The 15,930-nt window shown below is 39.7% G+C and carries 23 protein-coding genes; 6 read left to right on the plus strand and 17 right to left on the minus strand.

What is annotated here, in order from left to right; translation table 11 throughout:
- Positions 1-121: 121 nt before the first annotated feature.
- From ssb to DUK53_RS12995, 11 genes are all read right to left on the minus strand, one after another.
- Positions 122-577, minus strand: coding sequence for a single-stranded DNA-binding protein (gene ssb / locus DUK53_RS12955; protein ID WP_124892779.1), 456 nt, complete (start codon positions 575-577; stop codon positions 122-124).
- Positions 577-1,398: a recombinase RecT gene (locus DUK53_RS12960; RefSeq protein ID WP_124892781.1), complete on the minus strand. Its 822-nt coding sequence runs from the start codon at positions 1,396-1,398 to the stop codon at positions 577-579. The genes ssb and DUK53_RS12960 overlap by 1 nt, the downstream gene beginning before the upstream one ends.
- A gap of 1 nt (position 1,399) precedes the next feature.
- Positions 1,400-2,335 carry a YqaJ viral recombinase family nuclease gene (locus tag DUK53_RS12965; protein ID WP_124892783.1) on the minus strand — a complete coding sequence of 312 codons (936 nt, stop codon included), beginning with the start codon at positions 2,333-2,335 and terminating at the stop codon, positions 1,400-1,402.
- Positions 2,336-2,445: 110 nt separating this feature from the next.
- Positions 2,446-2,571, minus strand: coding sequence for a hypothetical protein (locus DUK53_RS17940; protein WP_255410900.1), 126 nt, complete (start codon positions 2,569-2,571; stop codon positions 2,446-2,448).
- Positions 2,561-2,725: a hypothetical protein gene (locus tag DUK53_RS17535; RefSeq protein WP_161564241.1), complete on the minus strand. Its 165-nt coding sequence runs from the start codon at positions 2,723-2,725 to the stop codon at positions 2,561-2,563. The genes DUK53_RS17940 and DUK53_RS17535 overlap by 11 nt, the downstream gene beginning before the upstream one ends.
- The gene (locus tag DUK53_RS12970) at positions 2,710-2,919 is read right to left on the minus strand and encodes a hypothetical protein (protein WP_124892785.1); all 210 of its coding nucleotides are present in this window, start codon (positions 2,917-2,919) and stop codon (positions 2,710-2,712) included. The genes DUK53_RS17535 and DUK53_RS12970 overlap by 16 nt, the downstream gene beginning before the upstream one ends.
- Before the next feature lie 75 nt (positions 2,920-2,994).
- Entirely contained in the window at positions 2,995-3,318 is a 324-nt protein-coding gene (locus tag DUK53_RS12975; protein WP_059140807.1) for a helix-turn-helix domain-containing protein, read from the minus strand.
- A 10-nt stretch (positions 3,319-3,328) separates the two neighbouring features.
- Entirely contained in the window at positions 3,329-3,856 is a 528-nt protein-coding gene (locus DUK53_RS12980; RefSeq protein WP_059140806.1) for a hypothetical protein, read from the minus strand.
- A gap of 107 nt (positions 3,857-3,963) precedes the next feature.
- Complete coding sequence (locus DUK53_RS12985) at positions 3,964-4,227, minus strand: hypothetical protein (protein ID WP_059140805.1); 264 nt, start codon at positions 4,225-4,227, stop codon at positions 3,964-3,966.
- 22 nt (positions 4,228-4,249) lie between these two features.
- Positions 4,250-5,119, minus strand: a complete 870-nt coding sequence (locus tag DUK53_RS17855) for a phage antirepressor KilAC domain-containing protein (protein WP_236637306.1) — start codon at positions 5,117-5,119, stop codon at positions 4,250-4,252.
- Between the two features lie 51 nt (positions 5,120-5,170).
- Positions 5,171-5,374, minus strand: a complete 204-nt coding sequence (locus DUK53_RS12995; protein WP_124892787.1) for a helix-turn-helix transcriptional regulator — start codon at positions 5,372-5,374, stop codon at positions 5,171-5,173.
- A gap of 175 nt (positions 5,375-5,549) precedes the next feature.
- Here DUK53_RS12995 and DUK53_RS13000 point away from each other — a divergent pair, with 175 nt between their 5' ends.
- Positions 5,550-5,915 (plus strand): helix-turn-helix domain-containing protein, encoded by a 366-nt coding sequence (locus tag DUK53_RS13000; RefSeq protein WP_124892789.1) that lies wholly within the window; start codon positions 5,550-5,552, stop codon positions 5,913-5,915.
- Positions 5,916-5,955: 40 nt separating this feature from the next.
- Here the strand turns inward: DUK53_RS13000 and DUK53_RS13005 are convergent, their stop codons facing one another.
- On the minus strand, positions 5,956-6,159 hold the full coding sequence (locus DUK53_RS13005) for a hypothetical protein (protein ID WP_124892791.1): 204 nt from the start codon (positions 6,157-6,159) through the stop codon (positions 5,956-5,958).
- Between the two features lie 313 nt (positions 6,160-6,472).
- Here DUK53_RS13005 and DUK53_RS13010 point away from each other — a divergent pair, with 313 nt between their 5' ends.
- The 3 genes from DUK53_RS13010 (at position 6,473) to DUK53_RS13020 (ending at position 9,683) form a co-directional block, all read left to right on the plus strand.
- Complete coding sequence (locus DUK53_RS13010) at positions 6,473-7,351, plus strand: helix-turn-helix domain-containing protein (RefSeq protein ID WP_124892793.1); 879 nt, start codon at positions 6,473-6,475, stop codon at positions 7,349-7,351.
- Between the two features lie 39 nt (positions 7,352-7,390).
- Positions 7,391-8,101, plus strand: coding sequence for a DUF4429 domain-containing protein (locus DUK53_RS13015; protein WP_124892795.1), 711 nt, complete (start codon positions 7,391-7,393; stop codon positions 8,099-8,101).
- Between the two features lie 409 nt (positions 8,102-8,510).
- A complete protein-coding gene (locus DUK53_RS13020; RefSeq protein ID WP_059140798.1) occupies positions 8,511-9,683 on the plus strand; it encodes a tyrosine-type recombinase/integrase in 1,173 nt (390 codons plus the stop codon).
- A 99-nt stretch (positions 9,684-9,782) separates the two neighbouring features.
- Here DUK53_RS13020 and groL read toward each other — a convergent pair whose 3' ends face one another.
- Together groL and groES are read right to left on the minus strand one after the other, a co-directional pair.
- Entirely contained in the window at positions 9,783-11,411 is a 1,629-nt protein-coding gene (groL, locus tag DUK53_RS13025; protein ID WP_036094949.1) for a chaperonin GroEL, read from the minus strand.
- A 281-nt stretch (positions 11,412-11,692) separates the two neighbouring features.
- Entirely contained in the window at positions 11,693-11,986 is a 294-nt protein-coding gene (gene groES / locus DUK53_RS13030; protein WP_036094948.1) for a co-chaperone GroES, read from the minus strand.
- A 243-nt stretch (positions 11,987-12,229) separates the two neighbouring features.
- On the opposite strand from groES, the gene DUK53_RS13035 reads away from it, so the two are divergent.
- Both DUK53_RS13035 and DUK53_RS13040 read left to right on the plus strand, forming a co-directional pair.
- Positions 12,230-12,916 (plus strand): CPBP family intramembrane glutamic endopeptidase, encoded by a 687-nt coding sequence (locus DUK53_RS13035; protein ID WP_036094990.1) that lies wholly within the window; start codon positions 12,230-12,232, stop codon positions 12,914-12,916.
- Positions 12,913-13,104, plus strand: a complete 192-nt coding sequence (locus tag DUK53_RS13040; RefSeq protein WP_036082476.1) for a YdiK family protein — start codon at positions 12,913-12,915, stop codon at positions 13,102-13,104. The genes DUK53_RS13035 and DUK53_RS13040 overlap by 4 nt, the downstream gene beginning before the upstream one ends.
- An 18-nt stretch (positions 13,105-13,122) precedes the next feature.
- On the opposite strand, the gene DUK53_RS13045 is transcribed toward DUK53_RS13040, so the two are convergent.
- The 3 genes from DUK53_RS13045 to DUK53_RS13055 are packed head-to-tail and all read right to left on the minus strand — an operon-like array spanning position 13,123 to position 15,690.
- The gene (locus tag DUK53_RS13045) at positions 13,123-14,187 is read right to left on the minus strand and encodes a DNA glycosylase AlkZ-like family protein (protein ID WP_036133769.1); all 1,065 of its coding nucleotides are present in this window, start codon (positions 14,185-14,187) and stop codon (positions 13,123-13,125) included.
- Positions 14,188-14,189: 2 nt separating this feature from the next.
- Positions 14,190-15,014, minus strand: a complete 825-nt coding sequence (locus tag DUK53_RS13050) for an aminoglycoside 6-adenylyltransferase (RefSeq protein ID WP_255410901.1) — start codon at positions 15,012-15,014, stop codon at positions 14,190-14,192.
- A 34-nt stretch (positions 15,015-15,048) separates the two neighbouring features.
- Positions 15,049-15,690, minus strand: coding sequence for a redox-sensing transcriptional repressor Rex (locus DUK53_RS13055; RefSeq protein ID WP_036094942.1), 642 nt, complete (start codon positions 15,688-15,690; stop codon positions 15,049-15,051).
- Positions 15,691-15,930: the final 240 nt, after the last annotated feature.

The following is a 15,930-nucleotide window of genomic DNA, read 5'->3' on the forward strand; positions in this document are numbered from 1 at the left end:
CCGACGATGTAGAAGAATAATCGAAATTTTGCTACGTCTGTCCATATATCACTTTCAAATACTTCTCGACTCATCTGGAATGCGCCCTTCATTTGTTACACCTCTTACTTTTTAAAATCGGTTAAAATGGTAAGTCATCATCTGAAACATCTATCGGATTACCATCGTCAATAACCGCCGTACTAGCTTGCTGTTGCTGTGTATTTGTTCCGGCCTGATAATCACCTTGGTTCGTCGTGTTTGATTGATTGTTAGCGTTCCTAGGCTCTAAAAATTGAACAGACTCCGCAAGGATTTCTGTCACATAAATTCGCTTCCCATCTTGCCCCTCATAATTTCGTGTTTGCACCTTGCCATCCACGCCTGCCATGCTTCCTTTTTTTAGATAGTTCGCAACGTTTTCTGCTGGCTTTCTCCAAATAACACAGTTAATAAAATCCGCTTCACGTTCTCCTGCCTGATTAGTAAAGTTACGATTTACAGCGAGTGTAAACGTCGCAACCGCAACGCCTGCGGGAGTGTAACGTAGTTCAGGGTCTTTTGTCAGACGACCAACTAAAACAACTCGATTCATCATCAGACAATACTTCCTTGTACCGCGGAACCTTCTGGCAACGTATCAGACGGCTTTTTTGGTTCTTCCGCGGAATCGATAATATCCAAACCAACATCTTCTGTAATATCAATTCGCCCTTTTTGCTCGTTCCCATCCTCTGTGATACCTTTTTGCATATCAATTGATAAGATTCCCCACTTACTTAACATGTTCCGAAGGACTGTTTTCTTAGCCATCGCGTCCCAATCTTTGCCCCATCCAAAATTAGACTTACTAAATTTATTTTTATGAAATTCAATTTCTGCCTTGGTCCAGTAAACTGTCTTTTCAAATCCATTCACTAGCCGGAAATATCCGCAGTAGCCAATGACCTTATCACTTTCTGCGCCGTCTAAATTAAGTTCAAGTTCTTCTGTAAGACGGTTCCAGCTCACTAACTCGCCTTCTCTAACCTCGATAACATTGATTGCTTTATATTGCCCGGTCCGAAGCGCTAACTGGATATATCCTTTATATCCAAGTTGGAATTGCGCCTTCCCGCTATAGGGAACTATCCAGGCATATCCCAAATTTTTATCGATTGGCAAATCGAGGGTTGCCGCTACCAGGGCTGACATGATAATCGACATTGGTTCCGCTTTTTGTAGCCCGCTTTCGCTGTTGTACAAATTCAGTAACGAGGCTAAAAACTGCGGCGCTCGCTTATCCAACACTTCCTCAAACTTCCCTTTCATCGTTGGGGCGTTTACTAAGCCTTTAAGCCCTAACGATTGCGCTGTCCCTACTTGGTTACCTTCTTGTTTGTTTGCTAATTGATTTTTTAATGAATTATTCGTTGCCATATTATTTAATCTCCTTCACCATAAATTTTCTGAAACTGCTTTCCGTTAACACTTTTTGATATACATCTGGAAACTCGCTTCTTAGCTTATCTGCACTTACTCTTTGTTGTGTTTGAGATTTCCAACTAACCGCATAATCATCAACCAATGCGGTGTCCGCTGTTTCCATTTCTTTTTTTATATGATTATCTATTTCTTTTTTTCGTGTCTGTAGTATTTTTATATCTGTTTCCAAAGTTTCGCGTTCTTCCAAATATCCTTTATATTTTGCTGGAAGCATCACTTTTCGCTCCTCTGACTCCGCAAATCGTTCTTTTAGATATTGTTCTGCTGCGCTTGATCCATCCAGTGCCGGGGCAATACCACCGAGTACATGACTTTCCCAAAAATTCATTTCAAAAGCGATGATTTGAGAAATCAGTTCGTTATCACGAGGCACCTCTTTCCAAATAAATTTATTCCCGCCAATGAGAACCGCTAGATACGCCTTATTTTTCCCTGTAACCGCCATATAGTGCTGAATTTGAACTAAATACGGTGCTGGAACCTCTTCGGATTCCCATTCTTTAGCAAGATAGGCTGATGCTGTTTTACACTCCAAAATCGCATCTTCACCAACTACAAATCGATCCACGTTAGCAAGCATAAAAGGGTAATATTCATGCCGGTACATCATATTACTACGGCGGACCTTCTTTCCTGTCCGCTTCTCGAACTCTTTTGCTACGACTTCCTCCATCTGATTTCCCCAATATGCCGCTTCGCCAGCTTCGTCATCAGGCATTACTTGACCTGTTTTATCAAGCCATAGTTCAAACGCCGTTTTATATTTGTTGAGGCCCATCACAATGCTTGCATCACTACCGCCGATGCCTTCCCTACGAGCTAATAACCAATCTGCATGGTTCAGCTCTTTCGTGTTAATAACTGTTTGCATTTTCTCTCCTCCATTGCAATTTTGTGCGGGAGTATGTATAATAAAGTTATCTATTCTTATACATGCACTCCCTGTATGTGTTTCGCTCACTCCGTTAAAGTGAGCTTTTTTTATGCCTTTTCTTCCTCTTCTTCACGCCCTCTCAAGTCTTCCATATACTCGCCATGCCATGCTTGGCTATTTTGACCGCGTAACTCCCAATACTCCTCGTCTAACAACTGATTCTCAACCTGCATAGTTCATCACCAAAACCGATATACATAGCAATACAGCGAATATTACAGAACCTGCAAATATCGTTATAAAGCGCATCGTTCCTTTCGTAAGTTTGATTTCGCCAGCTTCGTCCTCGTGACCGCAAAAGAAAAAGTTTACTAGTGCTGAAAACATTGCTCTACCTCCTCGTATCCTTCTGATTCCAAATATTCGGCATAGCTTTTAAATGTCTTATGGCCAGTTTCTACAAGCGGCATACTACCTATTGTTCGATTTGAAGAAACCGTACCGGTCTGATAGTTCAAAACGATTGTAATGTCGCCTATGTCATGATGGCGCTTAAATGTTCTCTTCTTCCATTTCGTCATCTTTTTTCCTCTTTTCACGTATGATAATTGCGGTATCAACACATGCCGCTATCACGATAACTTGTATTACCCAGCCTAGCATTGTGAACATTTTTCTTTCACCTCTTTATCTTTTTCAGCGTATAAATGTTTGTTGTTTTTCATGAACTCGATTACCTCGTCACGTGGATACCTTGCGCGTATTAATTTGATTTTCGGGAAATCTCTACGGCGCACTAGTTCAGACACTTTTGCCGATTTTATCTGATACATCTTTTCAATATCTGTAGTTTTGAGCGCTTCCGGATATTGATAATACTTTTTGGCATCCTCAACACCATGCATATAAGCTTTTTCAGCAACTTGCGCAAGCAATTCACTTAGTATGTTTCGATCCTCAACTGCAAGTCTTACCTCCATTTAAAACACCTCAAATCCATCCGAATTTTTCCCAAACTTTTTCACGTTCTAATACTTGATTTTTTAAATCGATATTGTAGTCTTCACTGATTATCGCTAGTGTCGTGTTTATGATTGCTGATGCGTCTAGCATTTCTCGCATTACGTTTACAACCACTTGCCGTTGCTCTGGACTGATTTTCGGGATAGGCGAAGCAAACGTATCTAATGACTGCTTAACGCTCTCTACCGCCTCCGTCGCCTCTCTTGCGAAGTGATGGAGCAAAGACATCTGGTGCTTATCTATTTTTTCGAGTATGCACGGTAAAAATCCGCCGCTAAATTCGTGTAGAAGCATGAAATTAGCCTCTGCATCGTTGTATTTTTGCATATATAGTCTAGCTGTCTGCTTTGATACTTTTCTTTTTCCGTTCGCCTGTTGGCTCACTAGCGCTTGTGTTATGTGATTGTCTAGCGCTATCTCCTTTTGCTGATGCTTCTTAGTTAATGTCGTTACCGCTTTTGGTGCGAAAACTGACTCTTGTAATACATGTGCCATGATTTTCCCCATTCTGTTATTTTATTGATGGGCGTATAACACGATTACGCGTTATGATTGTTTTAGCCCCTTTGATATATGAGCGCCTGTTGTGGTAGGCATGGCGCTCAATGTGCTTCTCGCTCATTTAAAGGTGTTTTTGTGTAAACTTCCAGCAAATTTAATAGCTGCGCCTGTGTATCTGCTCCTAATTTTAAGAACTCTTTATTAAGATAGAAATCTTTGTAATGCTTCGATTCTTTAATTGAATAGAAGTCGGCAACATTATCACCACTTTTCACATTAGTTACCATGAAAAAGTTTTCGCTCTTTCCTTGGATTAGTTCAAATCCTAATGAATTTAATCTGTTCCTAAGTTCAATTGCTTTCATTTTGCTCCTCCTCACATCATATTTATGCTTCTTGATACGTAGATTGTTTTTCTTTCAAAAACCTATTTACAAAGTACAACTGACCTTTTCCGGTTACCTTTGTCGTCTTGCCAATTGTTATAGAACCATCTGAACGATTAATTGATGTTTCAATTATTTCAAACCAACCGCGTTCCATACTGTATTGTGTTGGCATATTCCAATCTGTCCCTTGGCGTTTGATTAAATAGTTATTTGTACGCATCCATTCGAATAATCGTTGTTGCCCTATATCTACGCCATTTTGCTTAAGGATTTTTGCCAGTTCTCTGATTAAAATAGATGTTTTGCTTGTTGATACAGCATCTGCGAATAATACTTTAGGCTTTTGCCGTTCGATTACTTCAAGCGCCTGTTTCTTTTCTTCCTGCTCTTCAATCCATTTTTGTGCTCTTGCAATTGGATCTTCAATCATGTACGAAAATGAGTGGCTAGAACTCAATTTTTCACGCATGTTGAAATAGTTATCTACTAACTGATCGTAGATTTCCCAAGCTGTATCATCCTCTAATATTTTGAGTAGTTTTGAATAGCCTCGTTCTGACAGAAGATAGATTCCTGCTTCTTTGCCAATTGCTTTTAATCCTGTATACGCGTTAATAGCTTGTTGCGAATACCCTAAATCTTTGGGGTCGATTCCATCGACACCTAGAATATCGATAATATCAACATTGTTTTTAAAACGTGTTCTATTTTTTATAATAGCTTCGTTTATATGTTTCACTTCCTTACCATGAATCGCCGCAATATCCTTTACCGTCATTGCTCGCTTACCGTCTCCAAATCCACCTTCAATACCAGTGAAACTAAAGCGTCCTAAATTTTGTTTAGTAATCGCTTTTAAACCTGTCATTTTGATTCCTCCTAATTTGAATGTTTTATAGTAAGTCCGTATCCAGAAAAATTAACTTGTAGTTAATTTTTTATCTAAAAAAATATCATCGGGTTTCATACTGAAAAAATTAGCAATTTTAACTGCAAGTTCATACGACACTCTTCTCTTTTCATTTTCAATCATCGAATAGTATGCAGTACTAACTCCAATCGATACAGCGACTTGCTCTAAAGTAAAACCATTTTCAAGTCTAATTTTTTTGAGTTTAGTCATGTTATGCACCTCCTAAAAAATAAAATTTAACTAGCTGTTAAATATATAATACTTAACTTATAGTTAAATGTCAACTCTTTTTATTTACTATTAGCTAAATTTAACACAACCCCTTTATTTTAACTATTAGTTAAGATAAAATAAATACAATGATATATATTAGGAGTAGATAAAAATGTTATTTAAAGATAGACTAAAAGATCTCCGAAAGAAAAAAGGAATAACTCAAGCTCAACTTGGAGAAAAAGTCAATGTGACTAATGTATCTATATCTGGTTACGAAAATGGCAATAGATTTCCCGATACCGAGACTTTGGAAGAGTTGGCCTCCTATTTTGAAGTGTCAACTGATTATCTGCTAGGTCGAACTGATACCCCTAATATTGAGGAAAAGAAAAAGTACAATTCAATTGATGATATTGTGAAAGATAAGGAATTACATCAATGGCTTTTTGATTTACTCGACAAAAACCCAGATAGTTTAGAGAACATTAAACAACTCTTTGAATCGATTAATAATGACAAGAAAAATAAGAAATAAAAAACTGCCTACAAATCGTAGGCAGTTGAAGTATTCATATTCACTGGTAATAAGTTGATATTACGAGACCTGCTATAAAAATAGATAGGCCTGCTATATCTTCTTTTTTAGTACCCAAGGTAACTAGAGCATCCGTCACTTTATTATTTTTTGGAGCATCTTTTGTTATTTGTAAGTATAGCTCCATATTTTTCTCTATATTTTCGAGTATTTCAGATGTTACTTTCTCACTCAATTGCGCCATAGATGTCACTCCTGTTCATCTCATAAAAATTGTATTATCCCTTTCCTACATGTTATAATCCCGTTGTACGAAGTCTTTTTCTTTTTACAATCGGCGAGATTGGGGGAGATGACTTCGTTTTTTTGTGCTTAAGTATGAATGTTGATGAACGCGGCAATTATCATTGTTATAGCTGGTAGCGCAACCATTTTACTAACATAAAACATTTTATTCAGTTTTTTCATAATTATTCACCTCCTCACCTATATCTTATCAAATTTTGTCAAATAAACGTTGTTTTCTACCACATATAAATATTTTAAGGGGGCTTAATATGAAAACCGTGGGAAAAACTATCAGACATATAAGGAAAATGAAAGGCATGAGGCAAAAAGATTTTAAGAGTATCACTCAAGCCGGTATAGCAAATCTCGAATCCTCTAGAAGTAACATCACACTAGATACTTTATTGAATATACTTGAAGAATTTGAGATGCCTCTAAGGGAGTTTGTGTATATTCAGCATGACTATAAACTATCCCCTACTGATGACATTTTTTTCAGTTTTACAAATACAAAAAATTCGATAGATCGAATCCAAGGGGATCAGCTATTAGAGCACATGATAGCTTATTTAGCGGAGAACCCAAATGACTTTATCGCTTACTGTATGTATGTCATAGAAGATGTATACCTAAAAATAACTCAACAAAACACCTACGATGTGGAGAGCCCTGCCGCTAGAAGGATTTGGGATATTCTTAATCCTCGCCCAGATTGGACTTACCAAGAACTTTTTATTATGTCAAAGCTTTTTTTCATTTTCCCTGTCGACCTCGGTGCTGAGATGGTAAAAAGAATAGAGGACAGAATGGTTTATTATCTTGATTATAGTAAGGACGTTAATTTTGATGCGACCTTTTATACGAATGTTGGGAAATATTATGTCCACAAAAATAGATTTGATCTAGCAAAGAACTATCTCAAAAAAGCGATCCCTCTTTGCAAAAAATACGATAAACCATCTGTCGAAAATGACGCCTATGCACATTTGGCTATAATTGATTATCTTGAAGGTAATTTAGACGCGGAGGCCGAGGTTTTGGATTGTATGGATATATATATCAAAATGCGAAGACCGGAGCACGCTGCAGACCTAGAAAGCGATTGGAACACATTCTTCAAAGACAAGCAAATCAGCTTTTCACGTTGATTTGTTGTTATGTATAATTAAAAAACGGGAGGTCATTTCATGGTAGACTGGAAAGCGCTAGCAAAGAAAAGTATGGAAAAATCAACGGAAATAGCAAAACAGAGCATTGATAAATCTATAGAGCGCTCTGATGAGAAGAAAAAAATGAAATTTAAAAAGGCGCAGGAAGAAAAAGCATTTGAAGAAAAGGTATTAAGTGAATCGTCGAGAAGCCAAGATTTAAAATTAAAAGGTAAGAAGAAAAAGCAAATTTTAGCCGAGGAGCATCAACGAAATCAACAAATAAAGAACAATCAATTTTTATTTGAAAAACCTGCTAAGACGCAGGTGATTATTGATGAACACTTTATCCGCATAACTCGTAAAGGAGCTATGAATAAAATTAACGTAGGATCATCTGGAGAAAAAGCAATCAAAATATCTAATATTAATAGTGTTCAGCTGAAAGAACCTGGTATGACTAGTGGTTATATACAATTTACTCTCTCTGGAAACAGTAACTCACAAGGTATACTAGACGCTGTAAAAGACGAAAATAGTATTATCTTTTTGAAAGAAGACTCGGATAAAGCTAATATTATAAAAAACATTATAGAACAGCGAATTACAAAGGATTCTGCTAGCGTTTTAATAAATCAGCAAACACTATCCCCCGCCGAAGAACTACGCAAATACAAGGAACTTTTTGATGAAGGTGTTCTAACAGAAGAAGAATTTATCCATAAGAAAAAACAAATCTTAGATATGTGAATCAATTTCATAAGTCGAAAAATGGCTTAAATAGGCTGATTTTTATCTTATTTCTCATGAAAACAAGTGGAAACCGCATCATATCAATGGGGAGGTAATTGGCCCATTTTAGTCATTTTATCTAATTCCCTATTGATATAGCCGCAATGTCATCTGGTTTATGGGGAGGTAGTCCATTTTTGTACCTTGAAAATCATTGGGCTGCAACGCTTTTTAATTATGAAATTGGTTCATGTAATTGTATTTCGTCTATGAATCGAAAAAATATAAAAAGAAATACGATGTCTTATTTGTTAATGATAACGACGAAAACATAGTCACTCGTGTGATTGTTTCGAAGCATATGTAAGAATCGCCCTACCGGGCTTTTCTTTTTAGCTAAAACAGAGGAACGAAAGGATTTGTTAATATGGCATCTTATCGAAAGAGAAATGGCACATGGGAATACAGAATTCGATACACTGATCCGGCAACTGGAAAGCAAAAAGAAAAATCAGTTGCAGGATTCAAAAGAAAAGCAGATTGTATAGAAGCCGCCGCGGAAGCTGAGAAGAAAATAAAAAGCGGGCACTTCAATTCAGACGATAGCGTTCTATTCATTGAGTATGCGGAGAAATGGCTTGCTAACTATGCAATCAACAATAAAGAAAGCACTGTTCGGCCGCGGAAAATAGAACAGAAAAGGCTTGTAAAGCAATTCGGTTATATCAAAATAAAACAAATTACGTCAATTATGTATCAAGACTTCCTAGACGAACTCAATAAAATCTATGCAACAAATACAATTAGCGGCACTCATTCAGTAGCCAGAATGATTTTCAAAAAAGCATATCAGGATAACATTATAGATCGCGACCCGACACTATACGCCATCCTGCCTAAAAAATTAGAAACCGCCCAAGACATCCAAAACAAAATATCGAATCCAGGTAATAAAAACATCGAGATAGATAAAATCAAGCTTATATTGTCTACAGCTAAAGAAAAAGGGTTAGAAGATGATTATGAAACGTTTAGTTTGCTGGCCTCTACTGGAATTCGTATCGGTGAACTTATCGCTCTAAAATACGATGATTTAAAATCACAAAATGGAAAATACGAAATTGTTGTTACTAAGACTCTATATAACCCTAAAAATAATATGAAGGAGTATACACTCCTTCCACCCAAAACGAAAGGTTCTATACGATCTATAGATATTAGTAAGGAGCTGTACGATTTAATCGCCAGCCTTATTAAAAAGCAAAAAGCAATAAAATTAGCCGCTGGGGAATCCTATCATAATGAAAAGTTCATTTTCGCTAAAACAAATGGATACCCTCAAAACGCTAAACAAATTGCTAACCGGTTACGGCGACTCTTAAAACTTTGTGAAATCGAAGAAAATTATACCCCGCATAGTTTTAGACACTCTTACGCGACCTTATTAGAAGAATTACAACTACCCCAAGTATATATACAAAAACAACTTGGTCATTCCTCTTTCGAGACGACACAAAGCACATATATTCATATAACAGACAACATAAAGAAAGAAGCCTCTGCCAAAGTAAATAATCTGGCGAAAAGCTTCCTTCAATAATTTTTTGCAATTTATGTGGGCTAAAAGTGGGCTAAATCAATTTTTCAGGTGAAAATAAACCCGTTAAACATTGATATAAAGCCAATTCACTTCTAATTGTTACATCATGCCGCCCATTCCACCCATTCCCATATCAGGAACGCCGCCGCCAGCGTTTTCGTCTGGACGGTCTGCAACGACTGCTTCTGTTGTAAGAAGAAGTGCTGCTACGGATGATGCGTTTTGTAATGCGGAACGGGTTACTTTTGTTGGATCGACAATGCCTGCTTCGATCATGTTTACCCATTCGCCGTTTGCTGCGTTGAAGCCTACGCCGATTTTTTCGTTTTTCAAGCGTTCTACGATAACGGAGCCTTCTAAGCCTGCGTTATGCGCGATTTGGCGAACTGGTTCTTCTAGTGAGCGAAGAACGATTTTCACGCCTGTTGCTTCGTCGCCTGTTGCTTCGATCGCTGCGACTTTGTTGTATACGTTGACAAGGGCTGTACCACCACCGGATACGATTCCTTCTTCAACGGCTGCACGTGTAGAGTTTAGCGCGTCTTCAATGCGAAGTTTACGTTCTTGTAATTCAGTTTCTGTTGCTGCGCCGACTTTAACGACCGCAACACCACCTGCTAATTTCGCAAGACGTTCTTGTAGTTTCTCTTTGTCAAACTCGGATGTTGTTTCTTCCATTTGGGCGCGTAATTGGTTCACACGAGTCGAGATTTGTGGGCTGTTTCCAGCGCCTTCTACGATTGTTGTTGCTTCTTTTGTGACCATGACTTTAGCCGCGTTACCAAGTTGTTCCATTGTTGTTGTTTTCAGCTCTAGGCCTAGTTCTTCGGTGATTACTTGGCCGCCAGTTAGGATACTGATATCTTCTAGCATCGCTTTACGACGATCGCCGAATCCTGGTGCTTTCACTGCGACAACATTGAACGTACCGCGTAATTTATTTAAAACGAGCGTTTGTTGCGCTTCGCCTTCTACGTCTTCTGCGATAATAAGAAGTGGGCGATTTTGCTGAACCACTTGCTCTAAAATTGGCAGGATTTCTTGCGTGTTGTTGATTTTTTTGTCGGTGATTAAGATATATGGATTTTCCAAAACGGCTTCCATTTTATCTGGATCAGTCACCATGTACGGGCTCGAGTAGCCACGATCAAACTGCATACCTTCTACTACGTCCAGTTCCGTTGCAAAACCTTTAGACTCTTCAATCGTGATAACGCCATCGTTTCCAACGCGTTCCATGGCTTCTGCGATCAGTTGACCGACTTCTTCGTCGCCTGATGAGATTGCAGCAACTTGAGCGATCGACTCTTTGCCTTCGATTGGTTTTGAGATTTCTTTTAGTTCTGTGATTGCTGTGGCTACGGCGCGCTCGATTCCGCGACGAATTCCAACTGGGTTAGCGCCAGCTGTGACGTTTTTTAGGCCTTCTTGAATCATCGCTTGTGCTAAAACAGTCGCCGTTGTTGTTCCGTCACCGGCAACGTCATTTGTTTTGCTAGCTACTTCGGATACTAATTTTGCACCCATATTTTCAAAAGGATCTTCGAGTTCGATTTCTTTCGCGATCGTTACGCCATCATTTGTGATCAGCGGTGAACCGAATTTCTTTTCCAATACGACATTGCGTCCTTTTGGTCCGAGTGTTACTTTTACAGCGTTTGCTAATTGATCGACACCACGAAGCATTGCGCGGCGTGCGTCTTCACTAAATTTAATATCTTTTGCCATTTTTATGATTCCTCCTAATCTAAATTCAGCTTCCTTATTTCCCAGTCCAGTTTCATCGGCTAACTCCTCGAAAACTTCACGCCCTCCACAAAAACCAAGTTCAGGTTTTCATTGCGGCCGCTCCAGTTTTTTTTCGGAGCTGAACGAGCCGATTCAGCTTCCTTATTTCCCAGCCCAGCTTCAAGAACCAGCCTCTCGAAATTTTCGGTGCCTCCGCAAAAACCAAGTTCAGGTTTCCACTGCGCCCCCTAACAAATTTTTTCGAGGCTAGCAGGCTCTTTTCAGCTTTCTATTTTTACGACTGCCAATATATCCGATTCTCTCACAATCAAGTAATCTTTCCCGTCATACGTGACTTCTGTGCCTGAGTATTTGGAGAAAATAATGTGATCTTGTTCTGCGACTTCTAGTGCTACTGTGTCGCCGTTATCTAATACGCGGCCGCTTCCGACTGCTACGACTTTACCTTCTTGTGGCTTTTCTTGCGCCGAATCTGGTAGTACGATACCACTTGCCGTTTTCTCTTCTGCTTCCAAAACTTCGATAATAACGCGATCTCCTAATGGTTTTAACAATTAAAACAACCTCCTCAAGTCTATGTTTATGATTTTTAGCACTCTTAACATTAGAGTGCTAACCCACTTCTTATATTATAAAAAATGCGCGGAAAATGCAAGTATTTGCACCTAAAAATAGAGAGGTTTCTTCTGCATATCGCATCCCCGTTGTTGCTTGTTCCCCCAATAATTAGTACAATAGGGAAATGAGATAAATGGCAGGCATTTGTACTGCCTATGTATTTGAAAGGTCGTGTTATTTTGAATAGACGTTATTGGTATGTGCTACTTACATACTTCGCTGCTTATTTTTCATCCCTCATTGGCGCTCCGATTTTGATGGGCATTTTACGTGCAGCAACTGATTTATCGGATAAGCAGCTCATCACGTACGCCTCGGTTTATTGGAGTGTTTTCAGTAACTTAGTGGCCGTGATCATTATCTGGATGTTGCTTCGAAAACAACCGCGAACGACTAAAATCGAAAAAGGAGAACCTGCTTCTGTCGGGAAAAGTGTCGCTTATGCGGTGCTCGGTTTCGTCGCACTGCTTTTCGGTCAATCGATATCTGTTTTCATCATGGGATTATTTGGAATAAGTGGCCTCTCTCCGAATACTGAGATGCTCGGAGAACTAGCTCGTGCTGTGCCATTGATGATTGTCTTCACGTCGATTTTAGCGCCAATTTTGGAAGAAATCGTTTTTCGGAAAATTATTTTCGGAGGCTTGGCGTCACGGATGAACATTCACGTTGCGGCTGTGATTAGCTCTGTTTTCTTCGGATTGATGCATATGGATTTGACGTTTTTACTCGTCTACGTCGTGATTGGGCTGATTCTGTGCTATATTTATACGAAAACGAAACGAATCGCGGTGCCGATTGCCGCGCATATGTTGATGAACGTGCTCGCGATGGTTGGCCAATTTATGTTAGGAGGCGGATCATGAAAAACCCTTTAGCTATGCAGGGCCTCATTTATTTAGTGCTTGCGATTGTCTTTACTTATTTCGCGATTAGCCAAGTGAATGCGAGTGGCTGGACGATTATGACGTATTTGATGATTGCGATGGCTACTGTTAACTTCGTGACTGGGATTAAGTTTGTAGCGATTGGTTTGACGAAGAAAAAAGAGTAGGACTTGTGCCTGCTCTTTTTATATGCCTTCATATTGAATTTCAGTGGCTTGTTTTTCTAAGCGTGATGCAAAATGTTCCAATTCTTGCTTGATTTCCGTCTCGAGACAGGCTTTTTCAAAATAGGTAATGGTGAATTGTAGGGTTTCTTTTTTCCATTCGTATTTCCATAATCCGATGGCGCGGTTTTCTGCTACGATAATCGCCGAGCAGTGACCATTTACTGTCCAAGCTGATTTTCGCTGGGCTTCGGTCATGATCCATGTTGGGTCTTTGTAGGCGATTACGGATTGGTCGAATTTTCCTGATAAAAATACTTTTTCGGATGCTGGTACGGTTTTTTCGCCTTTTAGTGCGTGATAGGTTTGGCCTTCTAGCGTGAATGTGTCGAGTTCTGTTGCCAATCTTGTTATTGCTGGCTTTATTTCGCCGATGTTCAAACCACTCCAATGCCTGAAATCGTCCCAAGTTGCGGGGCCGTATCCTGCTAAATAGCGACGTATCAATGTCATCAGTGCCTCGATATCTTTCTCAGGGTCGCTCGTCCACTTTTTATAATTGCCTAATCGCATGCGGTGACTGTAATTTCTAATCGTATCGCTCGATGGTAGCAAATATAAAATGCCTCGTATCGCGGCTTGGGCAATGATTGCGGATCTGACCTGCGCGGAATAATCGCCAATAATCGCTTCCAGTTCCTTGCGACTCACCACTTCTTGCCCTCTTCCAAGCTTGTCTATTTCCGCCAAAATTGCTTCCAAATCAATGCCTTCTTTTTTACAAAGTCGGTGTACGATGTTCGTCCGTGTGCCAAAAACGCGGAACACCATTTCCCAATCTGCTGCTAAAAAAGTGTGGAGTGTTAATCGGTTGGCCCAGATTTTTATGACTTGCGCGTCTTCGAAAAACTGTTCTGCGTCGCGCCAACGCATGTCTACGTGTTGTAAAAAATTCACGAGTGCTGGTTGGTGGTTTTGCGATTGCAGGGCGATTGCTTGGTTCATGAATGTTGTTGAATCGGCGAACGGTTCGTCCATTCCTAATTTGTGTAGCCGTATTTGCGTTATTTCTGCTTTTGTGAACAAAATTATCCCTCCTGTATGCCGCGTAATAAGTGCTTCATTCCTTCTATTTTAGCTGTTGGGAGCTCGAATTGGTAGTGTTTCCTGATAAAATCGGTGACTTCTTCAAATATCGAGATTTCTTCCCACATGGCTTGCCAGTTTGCTTCCAATGAATAGTCGGCAAAAATCGATGGTAAGCGGTTGAAATACACGGGATCGAGCCAAGTTTCCATTTTGCGACCTGAAAAAGATGGATTTCGCTCGGTGATGCGGGCTTGTTCTTCTAACATTGGTAAAAGATAATTCGCGCGGATGCCTGCTTGGATGTCTTGCACAAACCAGATTTCTTTGCGTTTGAGAAATTTTGCAACGTAATGTAACTCGAACCAGAACTCGTTCACGATTTGGTTGAAATCAGCCTTTTCCATCGCGAGTTTCGTTTTTTCACGGACGCATCGCTTGATTTGCTGGGTGTATGCGCCTTTATCTAGTAGTATTTCCATTTTTTCATAGTACGGGAAAGGATTATCTAGATAGGTGATCGGCCAGAAGGAAAAATCGACCTTGATGCCGTTTTGGAAGATGACGAGCTGGGTTGCGATTTCACCGGCTGGTGTGTCCATATGTAGCTGGTTTTCGATAAGTACATCGCCGATTTCTGCGAGCCATTCTACTGTTTTTCCGAACGGAACTTCTCCGGTGAACCAGACGTTGATGTCTAAGTCTGATAGGGCATCTACGTCTTGCTTTTTCGCGAGCGAACCTTCTAGTACGAGCGCACAGACTTGATTTTGGTGCTGTGCCCACGTGACAATTTTTTTAAGCATAGTGGCTTTCCTCCTCGCCAAAAAGAGCCAAACATCGCGTCTGGCTCTTCGGTTATTATTTGTTTGGATAGTTTTCTAGGAAGTAAATCAGTGTTTGTAGTTCGGTTGTTAGATCGATGTGATGCACGCGCACGTGTTTTGGTACGCTGATACGTGCTGGTGTAAAGTTCAGAATGCCTTTCACATCGGCTTCTAGCAAGCGATCTACGGTTGTTTGTGCTTCATCGGATGGCACGGTTAAAATAACGACTTCGACTTTGTTCTCCTTCAGCAAATCTTGCATATCGTTTAAGTGGAAAATTGGAATGTCTTGTTGCACCGTTCCAACTTTGTTTGCATCGACGTCAAACGCCGCGACAATTTTTATATTATTATTTTTCATGAAATTGTAGTGTAATAGTGCGGTCCCCAAATTACCGACACCGATAATGGCTACGTTCGTTTGCTTGTCTTGGCTCAGCGTCTTGCTAAAGAAGTCCAAAATATAGGACACATTATAGCCGTAACCTTTCTTGCCAAGTGCTCCAAAATAGGAGAAATCGCGACGAATCGTTGCTGAATCAACTTTCACAGCCTCGCTTAATTCTGCGGATGATACGCGTTCTTTTCCTGACTCATGCAAATACTTTAAATAGCGGTGGTAAAGCGGCAAACGCTTTGCTGTGGCTTGTGGAATCTTGCCCGTTTCCTCGATCATGTTTGTTTCCCTTCTTCCTTTTGATTTGTAAGTGGACGGTGGCTTTCGCACGCCATCCTTGTGCTACTAAACATGGAGATATAACAAAAACGATTGCGCTAATTCGTATCGTTGTTCATTTCACATGCTTGCTTATTCACTATAAACATTTCACATAGATTTCACAATGTTTTTGCTCAAATGATATGTTACTATTTTGTTACAACGCTTGTTGGATTCCATTATACAGCAAAAGATGTT

The sequence above is a fragment of the Listeria sp. SHR_NRA_18 genome (assembly GCF_003856515.1).
Classification (GTDB): Bacteria; Bacillota; Bacilli; order Lactobacillales; family Listeriaceae; genus Listeria_A; species Listeria_A newyorkensis.